Below are 19,429 nucleotides of genomic sequence, written 5' to 3' on the forward strand. Positions count from 1 at the left end.
CCGGCTCCCGCCATGGTGGTGGCCCGTGTGACCGGGGTCACCCTTGTGTTCGTTGAGTTCGCACCCGCCCGCGGTGCGGCACAATCGCGCCATGCGCTGGCGACGAGGCACCCGGGAGCCGTCGGTCGCACGGCAGGTGCTGCTGCTCCAGGTGCTGGTCGTCGTCGTGCTCGTGATCGTCTCGCTCGCGCTGGCGGCGTACGACGCCCGGCGCGACGCCCGCTCGACCGCGACGGTCCGCTCGGTGGCCGTGGCGCAGACGCTGGCGGACGACCCCACCCTCGTCGGCGCGCTCGACGACCCGGTGCCCAGCGACACCATCCAGCCGCTCGCCGAGCGGGTCCGCGGCGACGCCGAGGTCGACTTCATCACCGTGATGAACCTCGATCTGATCCGCTACAGCCACCCCGACCCGTCCCTGATCGGTCAGCACTTCATCGGCGACGTCGGGGACGCCCCGCAGGGCCGCACCTTCACCCAGGAGTACGCCGGCAAGCTCGGCCCCAGCATGCGCGCGGTCGTGCCGGTGCTCGACGACGGCGGCAAGGTCGTCGCGCTGGTCTCGGTCGGCATCACCATCGAGCGGATCGACCGCGGCCTGCGCGGCGACGTGCTCCTGGTCGCGCTGGCCGCGCTGCTCGTGCTGGTCGTCGGGCTGGCCGGGACCTGGCTGGTCGGGCGCCGCCTGCGCCGGCAAACCCACGGGCTCGGGGAGCGCGAGATCACCCGGATGTACGAGTACTACAGCGCCGTCCTGCACGCCGTGCGCGAGGGCCTGCTGCTCATCGACGACGCGGGGCGCGTCCAGCTGGTCAACGACGAGGCGGTCCGGCTGCTGCACCTGCCCGACGACGTGGTGGGGCGCTCGATCCACGACCTGGGCCTCCCGCCCGGGCTCGTCGCGGCGGCGCTCGGACGGACGCGCGAGAGCGACGACCTGTACGTCCTCGACGAGCTGGTCCTCGTCGTCAGCTCCTCCCCCGCCTCGTGGGACGGGCGCGAGGTGGGAGCCGTCGTGACGCTGCGCGACCACACCGAGCTGCGCTCGGTCACCGGCGAGCTCGACGTCGTACGCGGGCTCACCGACTCGCTCCGCTCGCAGAACCACGAGGCGGCGAACCGGCTGCACACCGTGGTCTCCCTCATCGAGATGGGCCGGGCCGAGGAGGCCGTCGACTTCGCCACCGAGGAGCTCCAGATCGCCCAGCTGCTGACCGACCAGGTGGTGGGCGCCGTCGGCGACCCCGTGGTGGCCGCCCTCCTCCTCGGCAAGACCTCCGAGGCCGCCGAGCGGGGCACCCGGCTCACGATCACCGGCGCCGTCCCCAGCGGCGGGGCCGGCGTCGCCTCGCGCGACCTCGTCACCGTGCTCGGCAACCTCGTCGACAACGCGCTCGACGCCGTGCACGGCCAGGACCTGCGCCGGGTGGACGTCGCCCTGGCGGCGGACGGCGACGCGCTGCGCGTCGTCGTGGGCGACAGCGGCCCCGGCCTGAGCGAGGAGCAGGCGGCCCGGGCGCTCGAGCGCGGCTGGACCACGAAGGCCTCCGCCCGCGACGTCGGCGGGCGCGGGGTCGGCCTGGCCCTGGTCGGCCAGGTGGCGCGGCGCTACGGCGGCGAGGTGCGGATCGGGCGCTCCCCGCTGGGCGGTGCCGAGTTCACGGTCACCTTCCACCCGGCCCCCGTCCCCACTGGCGGTGCCGGATGACGGTCCGCGTCCTCGTCGTCGAGGACGAGGCCCTGGCGGCCGAGGCGCACGCGGCATACACCGCCCGCGTCCCCGGCTTCGAGGTCGTCGGCGTGGTCCGCTCCGCCGGCGACGCGGCCCGCTTCCTCACCGCAGACCGGCACGTCGACCTGGTGCTGCTCGACATGCACCTGCCCGACGGCCACGGCCTCGGGCTGCTGCAGAAGCTGCGGGCCGCCGGCCACCTCTGCGACGTGATCGCCGTGACCTCCGCCCGCGACGCCGACGTGGTGCGGCACGCGGTCGCGCAGGGCGTCGTGCTCTACCTCCTCAAGCCGTTCACCTTCGCCACCTTCCGCGGCAAGCTCGAGCAGTACGCCGCCTACCGCGCGCGCCTCGCCGCCGCACCGCACGAGGTTGCCCAGGACGAGGTGGACCAGCTGTTCGGCTCGCTGCGCCAGGGCGGCGGCAGCGCCGAGCTGCCCAAGGGGATGAGCACCGAGACGCTGCGCGAGGTCACCGCCGCGCTCCGCGACGCGGCCACGGCCCTCTCGGCGACCGAGGCGGCCGAGGTCGTCGGCACCTCCCGCGTCACCGCCCGCCGCTACCTCGAGCACCTCGCGGACTCCGGGCAGGCCGAGCGGCGCCCGCGGTACGGCGGCAGCGGCCGTCCCGAGGTGGAGTACCGCTGGCGCTGACCTGTGGACGCCGTCCACCGCGCGTCCTAGGGTGCCGGGCATGAGCGCATCCACCGACCTCGACGTCGAGCAGGTCCGTCAGTCCCTCTCCATCGGCTCGATCGGGTTCGGGGCCGTCGCCGTCGCGACCCCCGGCCTGTTCACCACGTTCTACGGCCTCAAGGGCGACGGGAACCTCCGCGCCATGGTGCAGCTGTGGGGCACCCGCAACCTGGTGCTGGGCGCCATCGGTCTGATGACCGAGGACCCCGCCCAGCGCAAGACGCTGGCCACGCTGTCCGCCGCGCTCAACGTCGCCGACACCGTGATCGTGGCGCGCGGCGGCAGCGACGTGGCCCTGCGGGCCCGCGTGGGCGGCGCGCTCACCACGGCCGCCTTCGCGGCGGCCGCGGCGTACGTCGCCACCAACCTCTGAGAGGTCAGCTCAGCTCGAGACCGGGGTAGAGCGGGTGCTTGTCGAGCATCTCGGCCGAGGCGTCCTTGACCTTGTCCGCGACCCCGTCGGCGAGCGTGTACGACGCCTTCGACGGGCCGCCGGCCTTGGTGGTGCCGGGCTGGGTGTTCGACAGCACCTGCACGATCAGCTCGGCGACGTTGTCGAACTCGTCGTGCCCGAAGCCGCGGGTCGTGAGCGCGGGCGTGCCGAGGCGGACGCCGGAGGTGTACCACGCGCCGTTGGCGTCGTTCGGCACCGAGTTGCGGTTCGTGACGATGCCGGCGTCGAGCAGCGCCGACTCGGCCTGACGACCGGTCAGGCCGAACGACGACACGTCGAGCAGCACCAGGTGGTTGTCGGTGCCTCCGGTCACGAGGTTCGCGCCGCGGGTCAGGAAGCCGTCGGCGAGCGACTTGGCGTTGTCCGCGATCGCCTGCGCGTAGGTCTGGAAGCCGGACTGGCGGGCCTCGGCGAACGCCACGGCCTTCGCGGCCATCACGTGGGACAGTGGGCCGCCGAGCACCATCGGGCAGCCGCGGTCGACCGACGGGGCGTACTCCTCCTGGGCCAGCACCAGGCCGCCGCGCGGGCCGCGCAGCGACTTGTGGGTGGTCGAGGTCGTGAGGTGGGCGTACGGGACGGGGTTCTCCTCGCCGGTGAACACCTTGCCCGCGACCAGACCGGCGAAGTGCGCCATGTCGACCATCAGGGTGGCACCGACCTCGTCGGCGATCTCGCGCATCTTGGCGAAGTTCACCCGGCGGGGGTAGGCCGAGTAGCCGGCGACCAGCACCAGCGGCTTGAACTCCTTGGCCTTGGCGCGCACCACGTCGTAGTCCAGCAGCCCGGTCTCGGGGTCGGTGCCGTACTGCTGCTGGTGGAACATCTTGCCGCTGATGTTGGGGCGGAAGCCGTGGGTCAGGTGGCCGCCGGAGTCCAGGGACATGCCCAGCAGCCGCTGGTTGCCGAACTCGTGGCGCAGCGACTCCCAGTCCTCCTCGGTCAGCTCGTTGACGTTCTTGGCGCTCAGGCGCTCGAGCGCGGGTGTCTCGATGCGGTGCGCGAGGATCGACCAGAAGGCCACCAGGTTGGCGTCGATGCCGGAGTGCGGCTGGACGTAGGCGTACGGCGCCCCGAACAGCTCCCGGGCGTGCTCGGCGGCCAGCGACTCGACCGTGTCGACGTTCTGGCAGCCCGCGTAGAAGCGGTGACCGACCGTGCCCTCGGCGTACTTGTCGCTGAACCAGGTGCCCATCGTGAGCAGCACGGCCGGCGAGGCGTAGTTCTCGCTCGCGATCAGCTTGAGCGAGCTGCGCTGGTCGGCGAGCTCCTGGCGGGTCGCCTCCGCGATGCGGGGTTCGACCGAGGCGATGACCTCGAGGGCCTGGGAGTACGCCGAGCTGGTGAGCTGCGAGAGGTCCGTCATGCGCCCCAGACTAGTGAGCCCCGGCGACCGGGTCGAAGCGGCTCCACCGCAGTTGGACGTGGGGGTCGGGTGTGACGTGGGCCGCACCCGGCGCCGCCCGCCGCGTCGCCTCACGCCTGGTGTCTCGCATCATGGACACTGATCTCACTGCATGAGATTTCGCCTTGTGGATCAGGTGTCCGGAGCGTGAGACTCCTTCCCATGATCACTGCTGTGAGCGCCTTCCTCGTGGTTCGACGCCACGTGGACCTCGGTCGCACCCGCAGCATGATGTGTTGGCCTTCCTGACCGGCGTCCCTCCCCTGCGAGCATGACGCCACCGCCGCCCGAACCTCACTTCCGGGCGCACGGTCCGGAGGGCCAACCCGACGACGAGGTCGGGCCCCTGACGAGTCGCGCGTCTCCCAACCGCCAAGGATCCGAACGTCATGTCCGACCAGGCAGCTCCCTCCCCCGCCCCCGCCAAGCGCCCGCGCCCCAAGCGCGGTGAGGGCCAGTGGGCCCTCGGCTACCGCGAGCCGCTGAACAAGAACGAGCAGTCCAAGAAGGACGACAACCCGCTGAACGTGCGGGCCCGCATCCTCAACGTCTACTCGAAGCGCGGCTTCGCCTCGATCGACCCGGCCGACCTGCGCGGCCGCTTCCGCTGGATGGGCCTCTACACCCAGCGCGCCCCGGGCTTCGACGGCGGCAAGACCGCGATGCTCGAGGAGGAGGAGCTCGACGACGAGTTCTTCATGCTCCGCGTCCGCTCCGACGGCCAGCTGCTGACCGCGGCCGCCGTGCGCGCCCTCGGCACCATCGGCGTCGACTTCGCCCGGGACACCGCGGACGTGACCGACCGCGAGAACATCCAGTACCACTGGATCCGCATCGAGGACGTCCCCGCGATCTGGGAGCGCCTCGACGAGGCCGGCCTGAGCTCGCTCGAGGCCTGCGGCGACTCGCCGCGGCCGTTCCTCGGCTCGCCGGTCGCCGGTGTCGCCCGGGACGAGATCATCGACGGCACGCCCGCGCTGGAGGAGATCGGCCGCCGCTACCTCGGCGACCCGGAGTACTCCAACCTCCCGCGCAAGTTCAAGACCGCAATCACCGGCCACCCCTCGCACGACGTCTCCCCCGAGACCAACGACGTCTCGTTCGTCGGCACGGTCCACCCCGAGCACGGCCCCGGCTTCGACCTCTGGGTCGGCGGCGGGCTCTCCACCAACCCGATGCTGGCGCAGAAGCTCGGCGTCTGGATCCCGCTGGACGAGGTCGCCGCGGCCTGGGAGGGCGTCATCTCGATCTTCCGGGACTACGGCTACCGCCGCCTGCGCTCGCGGGCCCGGCTGAAGTTCCTGGTCCAGGACTGGGGCGTCGAGAAGTTCCGCGAGGTCCTCGAGACCGAGTACCTCCAGCGGGAGCTCGTCTCGAACCCGTCTCCGCCTTCGCCCGTCGGGCACCGCGACCACATCGGCGTGCACGAGCAGAAGGACGGCAAGTTCTACATCGGCATCGCGCCGACGGCCGGCCGCGTCTCCGGCACCCTGCTGGTCCAGCTCGCCGACCTGATCGAGGAGTTCGGCGTGGCGGGCGCCCGCCTGACGCCGTACCAGAAGATCGTGCTGATCGGGGTCGACGGCGACCGCGTGCAGCCGCTCCTGGATCGCCTCGACGCGATCGGTCTCTCGGGCCGGCCCTCGCAGTGGCGCCGCAACACGATGGCGTGCACCGGCATCGAGTTCTGCAAGCTCGCGATCGTCGACACCAAGAACCGCGCCCGCGACCTGGTGGCCGAGCTCGAGCGCCGCTTCCCCGACCTCGACACCCCCATCACGGTCAACGTCAACGGCTGCCCCAACGCCTGCGCCCGCACCCAGGTCGCCGACATCGGCCTCAAGGGCCAGCTGGTGATGTCCGACGGCGAGCAGGTCGAGGGCTTCCAGGTCCACCTCGGTGGCGCGACCGGCCTGCACGCCAACTTCGGCCGCAAGCTGCGGGCGCACAAGGTCACCAGCGCCGGGCTCGACGACTACATCACCGCCGTCGTGGAGTCCTTCCTGGCCGAGCGCACCGAGGGCGAGCTGTTCGCCGCCTGGGTGCTGCGGGCCGACGAGGAGCAGCTGCGCGGCGAGCGGACGCTGGCCGGGGTGCCCTCATGAGCGGCCGCGGCATCCCCTTCCACTGCCCCTACTGCGGCGACGAGGACCTCCGCCCCCACGAGGTCGTCTCCGAGGACGGCGAGGTCTCCTCCCCGCACGGGACCTGGGAGTGCCGCGCCTGCCTGCGCGCCTTCTCGTTGAAGATGCTCGGCCTGGTCCGTCCGACCGGCGCCGGGACGGGAGCACCGTCATGACCACCGCCACCACCCAGAAGGCCCGCGACTTCCGGGGCACCCACACCGCGGGCCGCACGCCCGAGGAGCTGCGCGAGCTGGTCTCGCACGTGGGCGCCGAGCTCGAGCTGGCCCCGGCCGAGAACATCATCGAGTGGGCGGTCGCCAGCTTCGGCGAGCGCTTCTGCATCACCTCGTCGATGGGCGACGCTGTCCTGGCGCACCTCGCCGCGAAGGTCGCCCCCGGCGTGGACGTGGTCTTCCTCGACACGGGCTACCACTTCGCCGAGACGATGGGCACCCGCGACGCCGTGGAGGCCACGCTCGACGTCAACCTGATCACGATCACGCCGGTGCAGAGCGTGGCCGAGCAGGACGCGGCGTACGGCAAGGACCTCTACAAGACCGACCCCGACCTGTGCTGCAAGCTGCGCAAGGTCGCGCCGCTGGCCGACTCGCTCGAGCAGTACGACGCCTGGGCGACCGGCCTGCGGCGGGCCGAGACGCACAACCGGGTGATCGCGCCGGTCGTCGGCTGGGACGCCAAGAAGGGCAAGGTCAAGGTCTCGCCCCTGGCGCGCTGGTCCGACGAGCAGATCGAGCAGTACATCCACGACAACGGCGTCCTGGTGAACCCGCTCGTGTACGACGGCTACCCGTCCATCGGGTGCTGGCCGTGCACGCGCCGCGTCGCTCCCGGCGAGGACCCGCGCAGCGGGCGCTGGGCCGGCACGAACAAGACCGAGTGCGGCATCCACTCATGACGACCGCACCCCTGGACACCGCTCCCACCCTCTCCACCCACCACACGAGGAGGCCGCTCTGATGGCTGCTCCCGCCCTGGTCGCCCTGGCTCACGGAAGCCGTGACCCCCGGTCCGCCGCAACGATCACCGCCCTCGTCGACGAGGTCCGCGCCCTGCGCCCCGACCTCCGCGTCGAGCAGGCGTTCCTCGAGCTGTCGCGCCCGTCGTTCCAGACGGTCGTCGACCGGCTCGTCAAGGCCGGCCACGACGAGATCGTCGTCGTGCCGCTGCTCCTCACCGAGGCCTACCACGCGAAGGTCGACGTGCCGTCCGCGATCGCGGCCGCCGCCGAGCGCCACCCGGGCCTGCAGATCCGCGCCACCTCGATCCTCGGCCTCGAGGCCGCGTTCCTCGAGGTGCTCGACGTGCGGATGCGCGAGGCCCTCAAGGAGCTCCGCGTCCGCGAGCTCGACGCCCTGGTGCTCGCCGCCGCCGGCTCCAGCGACCCGCTCGCCAACCAGGCCGTGGCGCGGCTGGCCCGGGTCTGGGGCCAGCGCCACAAGCTGCCGGTGACGGCCGCCTTCGCCTCCGCCGCTCCTCCGGCGACCGGCGAGGCGGTGCGCCAGTTCCGCGCCGAGGGCCGCCGTCACATCGCGGTCGCGTCGCTGTTCCTCGCGCCCGGCTTCCTGCCGGACCGCGCGGCCGAGCTGGCCCGGGAGGCCGGCGCCATCGCGGTGTCCGCCCCGCTGGGCGCCCACCCGGAGCTGGCCCGCACGATCCTCGCGCGGTACGCCGTCGGCGCCGTCGAGCTGGTCCCGGTCTAGGACTCAGCCGACCAGCGTGTGCAGCAGGCGCTCCAGCTGACGGGCCGGGTCCTCGGTGACACCACCGTGGACCGGCCCGGGCTGGAGCACCGTGCTCTTGGGCGCGCGCAGGAAGCCGAAGCGCTGCCCGATCGGGGTGCCCGCGGCCACGCCGCCGCGCTCGTCGCCGGCGCAGACCCCCTCCACGAAGGCCAGGGCGTCGCAGACCCGGTCGAGGTCGAGCGCCGGGAAGAGCGCCGCCAGCCGCTCGCGGTCGACCTGCCACGCGACGTCGAGGTAGTCAGCCGCCTGGCAGTGCAGGACCACGCCGACGTTGACGAACTCCTCGCGGTCGACGCGGGGCACGCAGCGCAAGACGACGTACTGGTACGACAGGCGGGCGCTCACGCGGGCACCCCGTCAGGCAGCCAGGCACGACTGCCCAGCCGTGCCACGAGGAAGGCGACGTACGCCGCCCGCACGGCGTCCGGGGTCTCCGCGCCCGGCACCGGCTCGAGCCACTCGTCCGGCACCTCGGCGAGCACCTCCGCGAAGACCGAGGCGTCGAGCTCGTCGCGCACCCGGGCGTCCACGGCCGCGAGGTCGCCGACGTGCTGGAGCAGCACGTGGTCGGCGGCGTTCCAGGGCTGCGCGGCGAACCGGTCCGCTGCCCCGTCCTTGAGCAGCGCGCCGCCGGGCCAGCCGTGGTGGAAGTACAGCGCCGCGCCGTGGTCGATCACCCACAGGTCGCGGTGCCAGACCAGGAGGTTGGGGTTGCGCCACGACCGGTCCACGTTGGCCACGAAGGCGTCCAGCCAGAGCACCCGGGCCGCCAGGTCGGAGCCGACGGGGACGTCCCCGTCGAAGCCGAACGCACCCGGCAGGAAGTCCACGCCCAGGTTGAGACCGGGGCTGGCGTTGAGGAGGTCCTGGACCTCCTCGTCGGCCTCGTAGCGCGCGATCTCCGGGTCCAGCTCCAGCGCCACCAGCCGCGGGGTGCGCAGCCCGAGCCGGCGCGCGAGCTCACCCACGACGACCTCGGCCACGAGGACGCGCAGGCCCTGGCCGGCGCCGCGAAACTTGCAGACGTAGGTCCCGAGGTCGTCGGCCTCGACGATCCCGGGCAGGCTGCCGCCCTCGCGCAGCGGCGTGACGTAGCGCGTGACGGAGACGGTGGGGATCACGACCGCATCACGAGAGCGGTGCCTCGTCGGTCAGCCGCTGGCGCTCCACCTCGATGTCGAAGTCGGCCTCCGGCCACTGGGGGTCGAGCCGCTTCAGGGTGTCGTGCAGGAGCTGGCCGATGATCAGGTTGCGGTACCACTTCTTGTCGCTCGGGATCACGAACCACGGGGCGTGCTCGGTGTTGGTGCGCTCCAGCGCGATCTCGTAGGCCTCGCGGTAGCGCGGCCACTGGGAGCGCTCGTCGACGTCGGACGGGTTGTACTTCCAGTACTTCGTCTCGTCGCCGAGCCGCGCGAGCAGCCGGGCCTTCTGCTCGTCGGCCGAGATGTGCAGCATGCACTTGAGGATCGTGGTGCCGCTGTCGACCAGCTCGCGCTCGAAGTCGTTGATCTGGGTGTAGCGCTCCTCGATCTCCTCGGGCGACGCCAGCTCGCGGACCCGGCCGATCAGCACGTCCTCGTAGTGCGAGCGGTCGAAGACGCCGATGCACCCGGCCGCGGGCAGCGCCCGGCGGATCCGCCAGAGGAAGTCGTGCTCGCGCTCCTCGTCCGTGGGTGCCTTGAACGACGTGATCCGCAGGCCCTGCGGGTCGACCAGGCCGACGGTGTGCCGCAGCACGCCGCCCTTGCCGGAGGTGTCCATGCCCTGGAGCACCAGCAGCACCCGGCGCTCGGAGCCGCTGCGGCCCATCGCGAACAGTCGCTCCTGCAGGTCCGAGAGGTCGTCGCCCAGCGCGAAGAGGGCGGCCTTGCCCTTCTTCTTGCCGCCGTCGAACCCGGGGGCCTCGTCGGTCTCGATCGCGGTCAGGTCGACGGGGCCGGCCGGCAGGCGGTGCAGCGGGGAGGTCATGGCCCCATCATGTCAGCCGCGCAGCGGAGCCTCGCTCGACCACGGGAAGTCGATCCACGCCTCGGTGCGCCGCCAGACGTACGCCGGGCGCACGACGGACTGCGGCTTCTCGTAGACCACGGCCACCCGCGCCTCCGCGACGTGGTCGGCGCAGAAGTCCTGGACGATCTCCAGCGTCCGCCCCGTGTCGGCGACGTCGTCGGCGATCAGCACCTTCAGTCCGGACAGGTCCACGACGTCCGGGGTCGGCGGCAGCACGATCGGCATCTCCAGGCGCTGGTCGACGCCGGTGTAGAACTCGACGTTGATCACCGACAGGTTCTTCACTGACAGGGCGTAGCCCAGCCCCATGCCGAGCGCCAGACCACCGCGCGCGATCGACAGGACCAGGTCCGGCTCGTAGCCGTCGTCGACGACCTGCTGCGCGATCTCGCGCACGGAGGTCCCGAACATCGGCCAGGTCAGGATCTCGCGCTCGTCGCTCACCCGAGGATCATGCCGTGCCCGTGTTGCCGGGGGGTTACCGCGAGGTGGGCGGGTCGACCTCGTCGCGGCCGGCGGCCGCGAGCTCCTCGCGGACCACGGTGAACGCGACCCCGGAGCCGTAGCCCTTGCGGGCCAGCAGCCCCACCAGCCGGCGGGTGGCGGTCGCGTCGTCCACGCGGCTCAGGGTGCGCAGCTTCTTCTGCACCAGGCGCCGGGCCGCGGTCTCCTCGTCGGCCGGGTCGATGTCGTCGAGGGCCTCCTTGGCGATCTCGTCGTCGATGCCCTTGCGGCGCAGCTCCTGGGCCAGGGCCCGGCGGGCGAGCCCCTTGCCGGGCTGGCGGGAGGCGATCCACGCGCGCGCGAACGCGTCGTCGTCGATCAGCCCGACCTCCTCGAACCGGTCGAGCAGCCGGGTGGCGATCTCGTCGGGCACGAGCTTCTTGGCGAGCTTGTCGCTCAGCTCCTTGCGGCTGCGCGCCTGGCCGGTGAGCTGGTCGAGCAGGATCTTGCGCGCGACCGCCTCGGGGTCGGCCTCCGGCCCCTGGTGCACGGGGTCGGGCACGGCCTCGGCCGGCAGCGGCGTGGACCCACGGGTCCACGCCGCGACGCCGGCCGCGACGTCACCGCGCCAGGGATCAGAAGTCACCGACACCGACGGGGTCGGCCAGCGGCTCCGCCGGCATGTCCACCGTGGGGCCGACGCCGAGCTTCTCGAGGATCTTCTTCTCGAGCTCGTTGGCGAGGTCCGGGTTGTCCTTGAGGAAGGTGCGGGCGTTCTCCTTGCCCTGGCCGAGCTGGTCGCCCTCGTAGGTGTACCAAGCGCCGGCCTTGCGGACCAGGCCTGCCTCGACGCCCACGTCGATCAGGCCGCCCTCGCGGCTGATGCCCTTGCCGTACATGATGTCGAACTCCGCCTGCTTGAACGGCGGGGCGACCTTGTTCTTGACGACCTTGATGCGGGTCCGGTTGCCGACCATGTCCTGGCCGTCCTTGAGCGTCTCGATGCGACGGACGTCGAGGCGGACCGAGGCGTAGAACTTCAGCGCCTTGCCACCGGTGGTGGTCTCGGGCGAGCCGAACATGACGCCGATCTTCTCGCGCAGCTGGTTGATGAAGATCATCGTCGTGCCGGAGTTGTTGAGGGCACCGGTCATCTTGCGCAGCGCCTGGCTCATCAGGCGGGCCTGGAGACCGACGTGGCTGTCGCCCATCTCGCCCTCGATCTCGGCGCGGGGCACGAGCGCCGCCACGGAGTCGACGACGATCAGGTCGAGGGCACCGGAGCGGACCAGCATGTCCGCGATCTCCAGCGCCTGCTCACCCGAGTCGGGCTGCGAGACCAGCAGCGCGTCGGTGTCGACACCGAGCGCTTTGGCGTAGTCGGGGTCGAGCGCGTGCTCGGCGTCGATGAAGGCGACGATGCCGCCGGCGCGCTGGGCGTTGGCCACCGCGTGCAGGGCGACCGTCGTCTTGCCGGAGGACTCCGGGCCGTAGATCTCGACGACGCGACCGCGCGGCAGGCCGCCGATCCCGAGCGCCACGTCCAGGGCGATCGCACCGGTCGGGATGATCCCGAGCGCGGCCCGGGTCTCCTCGCCGAGGCGCATGATCGAGCCCTTGCCGAACTGCTTCTCGATGCCGGCGAGCGCGGCGTCGAGCGCCTTCTCGCGGTTTGCACCAGCCATGGGTGTTCCTCTTCTGTGTCGTCGGGTGTGAGGTACGTCGGCGACACTAGGAGGAGCCACCGACAGTGCCTGATCAGCGCCGTCGACCCTGTGGAAGACCTCGTCCCGGTGTCGTACCTGTGGACACAATCTAGCCCGAACACGTGTTCGACTCACGCAAGAGACCCCCGCGTGTCGCGGTCTCCCGAGCGGCCTGCGGCGCCCTCGGGCAGGCTCAGGCGGACTCGACCGGGAGGTGCACGAGGAACCGGCAGCCGGGGTGCTCGGCGTCGGGCACGTTCTCCACGCCGACCCGCCCGCGGTGCGCCTCCACGATCCCCTTCACGATCGCGAGCCCGAGCCCCGCGCCGCGCGGCGGCGCGGTCTCGTCCGGCTCCGGCGTCCGCGCCGCGCTCCCCTGCCAGGCCAGGTCGAAGACCCGGGTCATGTCGTCGGTGGACAGCCCGCCGCAGGCGTCGGTCACGCTGATCTCCACGCCCTCGGAGACGGTGCGACCGCGGATCTCGACCGCGCCGTCGGCCGGCGTGTGGCGGATCGCGTTCATGATCAGGTTCGACACGACCCGGCTCAGCCCGGCCGGGTCGACGACGACCTCGAGGCCGTCGTCGACGCTGCCGCCGAGGCGCACCCGGCGGGCCCGGGCCACCGGGTCCGCGGCCGCGATCGCGTCGCTGACGACGTCGACCAGCATCACCGGCTCCGGGCTCAGCCGGAAGACGCCGGCGTGGATCCGGGACAGCTCGAAGAGGTCGTCGACCATCCGCACCATCCGGTCCACCTCGGCGCGGATCTGGCGGTGGTAGCGCGCCGGGTCCGGCGCGAGGCCGTCCTCGAGCGCCTCGGTCATCGCCCGCATGCCGGCCAGCGGCGTGCGCAGGTCGTGCGACACCCACGACACCAGCTCGCGGCGCGACTCCTCGAGCAGGCCCTCGCGGCTGCGCGACTCCTCGAGCCGCTGGTTGGTGCGCGCCAGCTCGTCGGAGAGTGCCTGGAACTCGCTGGGGCCGCGCCGCTCGGCGACGAACGCGCCGCTCGTGCCGACGAGCCGGGCCTCCTCGCGCAGGGAGCGGGACCAGTGCACGATCGCGGCGCCCAGCAGCAGCGCCACCACCACCGAGACGACGCCGGCGACCAGCGCGACCAGGCTGACCACGCCCCAGTCGTGGTCGGAGATGAACATCAGCTGGGCCGAGCCGACGACACCGGCCAGCACGGAGGACACCGCGACCACGGCGACCAGGCCGAGCTGCCAGCGGATCGAGCGGTGCCGCAGCAGCCAGGCGACGAACAGCCCGAGCGCGCCGACCGCGACCGCGCAGGCGGCGGCGACCAGGACGACCTGTCCCTGGGCCTCGGTCATGCGCGGGCCTCCCAGCGGTAGCCGACCCCCCACACCGTGAGCAGGCGCTCCGGTCGGGTGGGGTCGCGCTCGATCTTCTCGCGCAACCGTCGCACGTGCACGGTCACGGTCGAGCGGTCGCCGATCGACCAGCCCCAGACCTGCTGCAGCAGGTCGTCGCGGGAGTACGCCGTCCCCGGGTGCGCGAGCAGGAAGCGCAGCAGGTCGAACTCGCGCGTGGTCAGCGCGAGCGTCTCGCCGCCGCGGGTCGCCACGTGGCTGGTGCTGTCGACGGTCAGGTCGCCGTCGGTGAGCAGCGCGGGCACCGCCGGGGCGACGTCGCCGGAGCGCCGGAGCACGGAGTCGACCCGCAGGGCCAGCTCACGCGGGCTGAACGGCTTGGTGACGTAGTCGTCGGCGCCGTGCTGGAGACCCACCACGCGGTCCACCTCGCCCCCGAGCGCGGTCAGCATGATGATCGGGACCGAGCCCTGCTCCCGCAGCCGGCGGCAGACCTCGAGCCCGTCGATCCCCGGCAGCATCAGGTCGAGCACGACCAGGTCGGCCGGGCGCTCGCGCATCAGGCGCAGCGCGGACTCGCCGTCACCCGCCTCGTCGACCTCGTGGTCGTGGGCCCGCAGGTAGGACACGACGACCTCGCGGACCGTGTGGTCGTCATCGACCACCAGGACGCGTGCCACCGGAGCCTCCTGACGGGGTCGTGCGGCGGTGCCGCGAGCGTCGGACGAGCGTGGCCACGACGGCGAGGAGCAGCACCAAGGCGACGAGCACCAGCCAGCCGGTGCCGTAGGAGCGGTCGAGCAGCGTGGGGTTGTCGGGGCGGGCGCCGAACCGTCCCAGGACGGGTACGGCGAGGAGCGAGACCGCACCGAGGACGACCAGCACCACGGCGGCGGGCGCGTGGGCGTGCCGCGGGAGCACCCGGCCGGCGAGCAGCACGAGCACCAGCACGACCGGCGCCAGCACGAAGTCGTGCACGACCACGCCGCCGGCCAGCCACACCGCGGCGCTCGTGAGCTGGGTCAGGTCCTGACGGCTGAGCAGCAGCCACGCGCCGTATGCCCCGGCCAGGACGCCGAGGGCGCCGACGGCGAGCCGCCCCGTCATGCCTGCACCTCGAGCCGGGTGACCCACTTGGTCTGGAGGACACCGGGCCGGTCCGGCGCGATCAGGCGGCACGGGAAGCCGTGGTCGATCGCGAGGGTGTCGCCGTTCAGCCCGAGGGCGAGCAGCGTGCGGTCGTCGTCGGCGAAGTTCGACTGCAGCAGCGTGACCCCGAAGGCGCCCCGCTGCTGGAGGGAGGTGACCACCACGTCGCGGCCCCGGGGGGCGTCGATCCGGTCGAGCAGGTCGCGCACGCGCACGCCCGTCCAGGTGGCCGAGGCGCTCCAGCCCTCGACGCACGCGATCGGCAGGGACTCGGTCGCCTGGGGCAGGTCGAGCAGGTCCTGCCGGGTCAGCTCCGTCTCGGTGCCGGCGTACGCCAGCGTGAGGCGGAAGCCCGACGAGACCGCGCTCGCGGTGACGCCCGCGGCCGAGGCCGAGCGGTTGATCGGCACGCCGGCCGGGCCCTCGCCGGACCGGACGCCGAAGATCGAGACGCCGCGCAGGAACGGGACGGTGCTGCCGGCGGTGGCCAGGACCGCGACCCCGGCGGCACCCCACGTCGTCCGCAGCAGGCCACGGCGGGTGAGCACGCCGTGCCGGGTGGCGGTGGGCCGGTCCTGCGAGGTGTCCTCGACGTCGCCGGTGAGCGCGCGCCGGATGATCGGCAGCTTCACCGCGACGTGGACGACCATCGCGCCGATGGTCACCCAGCCGACGGCGTAGTGGGTGGTGCGGAACGAGAAGCCCCACGGGTACCACTGCGAGGAGTTCATCAGGCCCGTGACGAGCTGGAAGACGGCACCCGCGACGAGCACGCCGATCGACGCGCGCTCGAGCGCCTCGACCGCGAGCTTCCGCGCCTCGCGTGGCGGGCGGATGAACAGCCGCGGGTAGACCGTCCAGAGCTTGACGAGCAGCAGCGGGACGGCGGCCGTCCCCGCCGCGACGTGCAGGCCCTGGGTGACGCGGTAGCCCCACACGGGGCTGGTCGGGAACGGGATCGGCTGGCTGTGGTTCTGGGCGTAGTGGCTGATCAGGCCGGTCAGGAACGCGATGCCGAAGCAGACGCCGAGCCACAGGCCGACGCGCGCTGCGACGGCCGCGCTGCGCAGCCGGGAGGGGAAGTGCGCCTCGGTGGGAGGAGCCGGCAGCTTCACGCAGGTTCCTCGAGGACGGCGCAGTACCGCTGCGCGCCGCCCGCCGGGCCGATGACGTGGGCGCCCGTGACGGCCAGCCCGGCCTCGGCGGCGACCTCGTGGATCGAGTCGGCGCCGACCACGGACCAGCGGAAGGGCCGGCTGCGCGCGTCGCCGCAGTGCAGCTGCGCCCACGACGACCGGAAGCCGACCTCGGGGGCCGCGAGCTCGACGACGACCCGACCGCGCGGGTCGAGCAGCTCCCGGGCACGCGCGAGCAGGGCGACGGGGTCGCCGCCGATGCCGATGTTGCCGTCCGCGAGGAGCGCGGTGCGCCAGCGGCCCTCGCCCGGCAGCGCGTCGAAGACGTTGCGCACGATCGCGGACACGCCGCGCGCGCGGGTCTGCAGGACCGCCTCGTGGACGACGTCGACGCCGAGCACGACGTGGCCCAGCTCGGCGAGCCGGGCGCTCAGCCGGCCTGGGCCACAGCCGACGTCGATGGTCGGCCCCTCGCAGAGCGCGAGCAGCGCGAGGTCGTCGTCGTCGGCGTCGCGGGTCCACTCGCCCATCGGCAGCGGCTGCGGCTCCTCGTCGAGGCCGACGACCGAGCACGGGTGCCCGCGCAGCGCCTGGGAGAAGACGTGGGAGAAGGAGGCGTCGCGCAGCCGCGGGGCCTCGGGTGACTCGAGTGGTTCCAGGCTCATCGGCGGGCTCCCGGGGTCGAACGGCAGGCGGACCAGGCCCGCGCGAAGTGGCTGCCAGGCGCGACCTCGGCGACGAGGTCGGCGTCCGGCACGGTGTCGACGTCGCGCAGCGTCGCCGTGGTGCTGACGGTGAGCCCGCGGTCCTCGAGGGCGCGGCGGGTGTCGTCGTACGTCGTGGGCGTGGACATCGGGACGTCGGCGAGGGCCGCGGCCGCTGCGGGGTCGCGCAGCACGAGCACCCACCAGCCACCGTCGTCGGCCGGCCCGAGCACGGCGTCGCCGTCCCCGAGGGCGCCGGCGGCGTCGAGCAGCAGGCCCGGCGTCACCTGGGGGGTGTCCATCCCGACCTGCACGACCGGCCCGGGACCGTCGGCGACACCGGCGTGGGCGTGGACCAGCCGGGCGGCGAAGTCGTCGCCGACCTGCGGGTGGACCGCCCACCCCTCGACGAGGTCGAGCAGCTCGTCGCCGCGGACGGCGTCGGCGAGGTCGCCGTCGAGCGAGAGCGTGCACTGCTCGGCCCCGACCGCGTCGCGGCAGGCGGCCAGTGTGTCGACGAGCGCGGCCGCGGCGATCCCGGCGGCCTCGTCCATCCCGATGTCGGCACCGAGCCGGGTCTTCACCCGGCCGGGGACCGGCGCCTTGGCGACGACGAGCATCCGGGCGCTCACGAGAGCACCTTCCAGAAGTCGCGGGCGGTGCGGAAGGTGCCCTTCACGGAGCCCGAGACCTTGGAGCGGGTGCCCTCGGCGCGCGGGTGGTAGGACACGTCGCGCTCGTCGAAGCGCCAGCCCGCGCGGGTGGCCTTCTGCAGCAGCTCGACGGGGTAGCCGAAGCGCCGGTCCTGCACCCCGAGGGCCAGCAGGTCCTCGCGGCGGCAGACCCGCATCGGCGCGATGTCGTGGGCCGGCATGGCGATCCGGCGGCGCAGCCAGGCGACGATCAGGGCGTTGCCCGCCCGCGCGTGCCACGGCCAGACGCCCCGGCTCACCGGGCGACGACGACCGACGGCGAAGTCCGCCTCCCCCGAGCGGACCACCTCGAGCATCGGCAGCAGCTCGGCGGGGTCGAAGGAGCCGTCGCCGTCCATGAAGGCGACGTACTCGTGGGTGGCGGCGAGCAGTCCTGCGTGCACGGCTGCGCCGTACCCGGGAACGCCCTCCTTCACCACCTCGGCGCCGAGATCGGTCGCGACGGTCGCCGTGTCGTCGCTCGAGCCGTTGTCCACGACGATCACCGCGAAGGTGTCGGGGACGAGCGGCAGCAGCCCGCGCAGGGCAGGGCCCTCGTCCTTGCAGGGCAGGACGAGGTCGCACACGGGGGGCATGGTGCTCACGCTAGGGCTCGTGTCCTCCCAGCGACCTCCGCAAACCCTTACGGCCCGGTGACGTGACAGGACCAGACCGGTCGCGGCTGGGCCGCCCCCGTAGGGTCGCGCCATGTCGAGGTCGACCGTCTCTCCCCTGGCCCCGTGGGCCGGGCTCGTCACCGGGCTGCTCCTCGTGCTCGCGGCGATCGTCGTGCCGCCGCTCTTCGGCTGGGACGTCCACGCGCGCGCGTCCGGCGACTCGTTCTTCCCGCCGCTGCACGGCTACTGGGAGCCCAAGGTCGGCCCCGGCACCGTCCCGGCGCTGCTCCTCGCTGCGCTCGGCTGGAGGTACGCCGCCGGGCTGGCCGAGCGGCTCAGCTGGCGCACCCTCCTGCTCGCGTCGTACGCCGCTGGGCTGGCGTGGCTGCTCTCGCTCGCGTTCGTCGACGGCTCCAGCGGCATCTCGCGGGTGCTGGGCAACGACGACGAGTACCTCCAGACGGCCCGCCAGGTCACCGACGTGCACGCGATGCTCCAGGGCTTCATCGACAAGATCCCCTACGGCACGCCCGACAACTGGGTCACCCACGTCGCCGGCCACCCGCCGGGCGCGCTGCTCGTCTTCGTCGGGCTGGACCGGGTCGGGCTCGGCGGCGACTTCGCGGCCGGGATGGTCGTGACCGTCCTGGTCGCCACGACCGCGCTGGCGGTGATGACCACGCTGCGTGCCCTCGGTGCCGAGGCGATGGCCCGCCGGGCCGCGCCGTTCCTTGTGCTCGGGCCCGCCGCCGTCTTCATGGCCGTCTCGGCCGACGCGCTCTTCGCGTGCGTCGCCGCCTGGGGCCTGGCGGCACTGGCGATCGGCGCCACGCACGCCGACCGGGCCCGCGCGTTGGCGTGGACCGTGCTCGCCGGGCTGCTGCTCGGGGCCGCCGTGATGATGTCCTACGGCCTGCCGCTCATCGGGCTGGTCGCGCTCGTCGTCGTGGCCCACGGTCGCCGCTGGGTGCAGCTGCCGGTCGCCGGGGCGGCCGCGCTGGCGGTCGTCCTGGGGTTCGCGGTGGCGGGCTACGCCTGGTGGGAGGCCTACCCCGTCCTCAACGACCGCTACTGGGCGGGCATCGCGAAGGACCGCCCGGCGTCGTACTGGCTCTGGGGGAACCTCGCCGCGCTCCTCATCAGCGCGGGGCCGCTGCTGGCCGCCGGGCTGGCGTGCGTGCGCCGGCTCCGGGCCCGGGGTGGCTCGGACGGGCTGGTCCCGCCCGTCGTCACCCAGCTCGCCGTCGCCGCCGCGGCGGCGGTGGCGGTCGCCGACGCGTCCCGGATGAGCAAGGCCGAGGTCGAGCGGATCTGGCTGCCGTTCGTGCCGTGGCTGCTGCTGGCGGTCTGCCTGCTGCCCGAGCGCTGGCGCAAGTGGGGCATGGCCCTCCAGCTGGTCACCGCGCTCGTCGTGCAGCACCTGCTCTACACGAGCTGGTAGCCCGCCGGGGGTC

At 73.1% G+C, this 19,429-nt stretch carries 22 protein-coding genes; 8 read left to right on the forward strand and 14 right to left on the reverse strand.

The features are described 5' to 3' along the window. Nucleotides 1-91 precede the first annotated feature (91 nt). The 3 genes from H5V45_RS19700 to H5V45_RS19710 are packed head-to-tail and all read left to right on the forward strand — an operon-like array spanning nt 92 to nt 2,800. The gene (locus H5V45_RS19700; RefSeq protein WP_185254876.1) at nt 92-1,708 is read left to right on the forward strand and encodes a sensor histidine kinase; all 1,617 of its coding nucleotides are present in this window, start codon (nt 92-94) and stop codon (nt 1,706-1,708) included. Next, the gene (locus H5V45_RS19705; protein ID WP_185254877.1) at nt 1,705-2,385 is read left to right on the forward strand and encodes a response regulator; all 681 of its coding nucleotides are present in this window, start codon (nt 1,705-1,707) and stop codon (nt 2,383-2,385) included. The genes H5V45_RS19700 and H5V45_RS19705 overlap by 4 nt, the downstream gene beginning before the upstream one ends. A 40-nt stretch (nt 2,386-2,425) precedes the next feature. Further along, nucleotides 2,426-2,800, forward strand: coding sequence for a DUF4267 domain-containing protein (locus H5V45_RS19710; RefSeq protein ID WP_185254878.1), 375 nt, complete (start codon nt 2,426-2,428; stop codon nt 2,798-2,800). Between the two features lie 4 nt (nt 2,801-2,804). On the opposite strand, the gene H5V45_RS19715 is transcribed toward H5V45_RS19710, so the two are convergent. Beyond that, nucleotides 2,805-4,247 (reverse strand): glycine hydroxymethyltransferase, encoded by a 1,443-nt coding sequence (locus H5V45_RS19715; protein WP_185254879.1) that lies wholly within the window; start codon nt 4,245-4,247, stop codon nt 2,805-2,807. A 428-nt stretch (nt 4,248-4,675) separates the two neighbouring features. On the opposite strand from H5V45_RS19715, the gene H5V45_RS19720 reads away from it, so the two are divergent. From H5V45_RS19720 to H5V45_RS19735, 4 genes are all read left to right on the forward strand, one after another. Further along, nucleotides 4,676-6,391, forward strand: coding sequence for a nitrite/sulfite reductase (locus H5V45_RS19720; RefSeq protein ID WP_185254880.1), 1,716 nt, complete (start codon nt 4,676-4,678; stop codon nt 6,389-6,391). Continuing rightward, a complete protein-coding gene (locus H5V45_RS19725) occupies nt 6,388-6,585 on the forward strand; it encodes a hypothetical protein (protein ID WP_185254881.1) in 198 nt (65 codons plus the stop codon). Before H5V45_RS19720 ends, H5V45_RS19725 begins: the two co-directional genes overlap by 4 nt. Next, the gene (locus H5V45_RS19730) at nt 6,582-7,328 is read left to right on the forward strand and encodes a phosphoadenylyl-sulfate reductase (RefSeq protein WP_185254882.1); all 747 of its coding nucleotides are present in this window, start codon (nt 6,582-6,584) and stop codon (nt 7,326-7,328) included. Before H5V45_RS19725 ends, H5V45_RS19730 begins: the two co-directional genes overlap by 4 nt. Before the next feature lie 61 nt (nt 7,329-7,389). Then, nucleotides 7,390-8,133, forward strand: coding sequence for a sirohydrochlorin chelatase (locus H5V45_RS19735; protein WP_185254883.1), 744 nt, complete (start codon nt 7,390-7,392; stop codon nt 8,131-8,133). Between the two features lie 3 nt (nt 8,134-8,136). On the opposite strand, the gene H5V45_RS19740 is transcribed toward H5V45_RS19735, so the two are convergent. From H5V45_RS19740 to H5V45_RS19800, 13 genes are all read right to left on the reverse strand, one after another. Continuing rightward, a complete protein-coding gene (locus H5V45_RS19740; protein ID WP_185254884.1) occupies nt 8,137-8,520 on the reverse strand; it encodes a DUF3037 domain-containing protein in 384 nt (127 codons plus the stop codon). Further along, nucleotides 8,517-9,296, reverse strand: coding sequence for a HipA family kinase (locus H5V45_RS19745; RefSeq protein WP_185254885.1), 780 nt, complete (start codon nt 9,294-9,296; stop codon nt 8,517-8,519). The genes H5V45_RS19740 and H5V45_RS19745 overlap by 4 nt, the downstream gene beginning before the upstream one ends. Before the next feature lie 7 nt (nt 9,297-9,303). Further along, nucleotides 9,304-10,146 (reverse strand): PPK2 family polyphosphate kinase, encoded by an 843-nt coding sequence (locus tag H5V45_RS19750; protein ID WP_185254886.1) that lies wholly within the window; start codon nt 10,144-10,146, stop codon nt 9,304-9,306. Nucleotides 10,147-10,158: 12 nt separating this feature from the next. Then, a complete protein-coding gene (locus H5V45_RS19755) occupies nt 10,159-10,632 on the reverse strand; it encodes a phosphoribosyltransferase family protein (protein ID WP_185254887.1) in 474 nt (157 codons plus the stop codon). 34 nt (nt 10,633-10,666) lie between these two features. Next, complete coding sequence (locus H5V45_RS19760; RefSeq protein ID WP_343061657.1) at nt 10,667-11,278, reverse strand: regulatory protein RecX; 612 nt, start codon at nt 11,276-11,278, stop codon at nt 10,667-10,669. Then, nucleotides 11,268-12,317 (reverse strand): recombinase RecA, encoded by a 1,050-nt coding sequence (gene recA, locus H5V45_RS19765; RefSeq protein ID WP_185254889.1) that lies wholly within the window; start codon nt 12,315-12,317, stop codon nt 11,268-11,270. Before recA ends, H5V45_RS19760 begins: the two co-directional genes overlap by 11 nt. Nucleotides 12,318-12,531: 214 nt before the next feature. Next, a complete protein-coding gene (locus tag H5V45_RS19770; protein ID WP_185254890.1) occupies nt 12,532-13,677 on the reverse strand; it encodes a sensor histidine kinase in 1,146 nt (381 codons plus the stop codon). Next, nucleotides 13,674-14,357: a response regulator gene (locus H5V45_RS19775; protein ID WP_185254891.1), complete on the reverse strand. Its 684-nt coding sequence runs from the start codon at nt 14,355-14,357 to the stop codon at nt 13,674-13,676. The genes H5V45_RS19770 and H5V45_RS19775 overlap by 4 nt, the downstream gene beginning before the upstream one ends. Beyond that, nucleotides 14,332-14,784: a hypothetical protein gene (locus tag H5V45_RS19780; protein WP_185254892.1), complete on the reverse strand. Its 453-nt coding sequence runs from the start codon at nt 14,782-14,784 to the stop codon at nt 14,332-14,334. Before H5V45_RS19780 ends, H5V45_RS19775 begins: the two co-directional genes overlap by 26 nt. Continuing rightward, on the reverse strand, nt 14,781-15,941 hold the full coding sequence (locus H5V45_RS19785; RefSeq protein ID WP_343061658.1) for a molybdopterin-dependent oxidoreductase: 1,161 nt from the start codon (nt 15,939-15,941) through the stop codon (nt 14,781-14,783). Before H5V45_RS19785 ends, H5V45_RS19780 begins: the two co-directional genes overlap by 4 nt. Further along, nucleotides 15,938-16,627, reverse strand: a complete 690-nt coding sequence (locus tag H5V45_RS19790; RefSeq protein ID WP_185254893.1) for a methyltransferase domain-containing protein — start codon at nt 16,625-16,627, stop codon at nt 15,938-15,940. Before H5V45_RS19790 ends, H5V45_RS19785 begins: the two co-directional genes overlap by 4 nt. Next, nucleotides 16,624-17,298, reverse strand: a complete 675-nt coding sequence (locus H5V45_RS19795; RefSeq protein WP_221634659.1) for a TIGR04282 family arsenosugar biosynthesis glycosyltransferase — start codon at nt 17,296-17,298, stop codon at nt 16,624-16,626. The genes H5V45_RS19790 and H5V45_RS19795 overlap by 4 nt, the downstream gene beginning before the upstream one ends. Then, nucleotides 17,295-17,954, reverse strand: a complete 660-nt coding sequence (locus H5V45_RS19800) for a glycosyltransferase family 2 protein (RefSeq protein WP_185255120.1) — start codon at nt 17,952-17,954, stop codon at nt 17,295-17,297. The genes H5V45_RS19795 and H5V45_RS19800 overlap by 4 nt, the downstream gene beginning before the upstream one ends. A 112-nt stretch (nt 17,955-18,066) precedes the next feature. Between H5V45_RS19800 and H5V45_RS19805 the strand changes: the two genes are divergently transcribed. Beyond that, nucleotides 18,067-19,416 (forward strand): hypothetical protein, encoded by a 1,350-nt coding sequence (locus tag H5V45_RS19805; RefSeq protein ID WP_185254894.1) that lies wholly within the window; start codon nt 18,067-18,069, stop codon nt 19,414-19,416. Nucleotides 19,417-19,429: the final 13 nt, after the last annotated feature.

The organism is Nocardioides luti, assembly GCF_014212315.1.
Taxonomy (GTDB): domain Bacteria; phylum Actinomycetota; class Actinomycetes; order Propionibacteriales; family Nocardioidaceae; genus Nocardioides; species Nocardioides luti.

Coding starts and splice junctions, on each gene's coding strand:
- H5V45_RS19700 (WP_185254876.1), top strand. CDS start 92: ATGCGCTGGCGACGAGGCACCCGGGAGCCGTCGGTCGCACGGCAGGTG.
- H5V45_RS19705 (WP_185254877.1), top strand. CDS start 1,705: ATGACGGTCCGCGTCCTCGTCGTCGAGGACGAGGCCCTGGCGGCCGAG.
- H5V45_RS19710 (WP_185254878.1), top strand. CDS start 2,426: ATGAGCGCATCCACCGACCTCGACGTCGAGCAGGTCCGTCAGTCCCTC.
- H5V45_RS19715 (WP_185254879.1), bottom strand. CDS start 4,247: ATGACGGACCTCTCGCAGCTCACCAGCTCGGCGTACTCCCAGGCCCTC.
- H5V45_RS19720 (WP_185254880.1), top strand. CDS start 4,676: ATGTCCGACCAGGCAGCTCCCTCCCCCGCCCCCGCCAAGCGCCCGCGC.
- H5V45_RS19725 (WP_185254881.1), top strand. CDS start 6,388: ATGAGCGGCCGCGGCATCCCCTTCCACTGCCCCTACTGCGGCGACGAG.
- H5V45_RS19730 (WP_185254882.1), top strand. CDS start 6,582: ATGACCACCGCCACCACCCAGAAGGCCCGCGACTTCCGGGGCACCCAC.
- H5V45_RS19735 (WP_185254883.1), top strand. CDS start 7,390: ATGGCTGCTCCCGCCCTGGTCGCCCTGGCTCACGGAAGCCGTGACCCC.
- H5V45_RS19750 (WP_185254886.1), bottom strand. CDS start 10,146: ATGACCTCCCCGCTGCACCGCCTGCCGGCCGGCCCCGTCGACCTGACC.
- recA (WP_185254889.1), bottom strand. CDS start 12,317: ATGGCTGGTGCAAACCGCGAGAAGGCGCTCGACGCCGCGCTCGCCGGC.
- H5V45_RS19770 (WP_185254890.1), bottom strand. CDS start 13,677: ATGACCGAGGCCCAGGGACAGGTCGTCCTGGTCGCCGCCGCCTGCGCG.
- H5V45_RS19780 (WP_185254892.1), bottom strand. CDS start 14,784: ATGACGGGGCGGCTCGCCGTCGGCGCCCTCGGCGTCCTGGCCGGGGCA.
- H5V45_RS19790 (WP_185254893.1), bottom strand. CDS start 16,627: ATGAGCCTGGAACCACTCGAGTCACCCGAGGCCCCGCGGCTGCGCGAC.
- H5V45_RS19800 (WP_185255120.1), bottom strand. CDS start 17,954: ATGCCCCCCGTGTGCGACCTCGTCCTGCCCTGCAAGGACGAGGGCCCT.
- H5V45_RS19805 (WP_185254894.1), top strand. CDS start 18,067: ATGTCGAGGTCGACCGTCTCTCCCCTGGCCCCGTGGGCCGGGCTCGTC.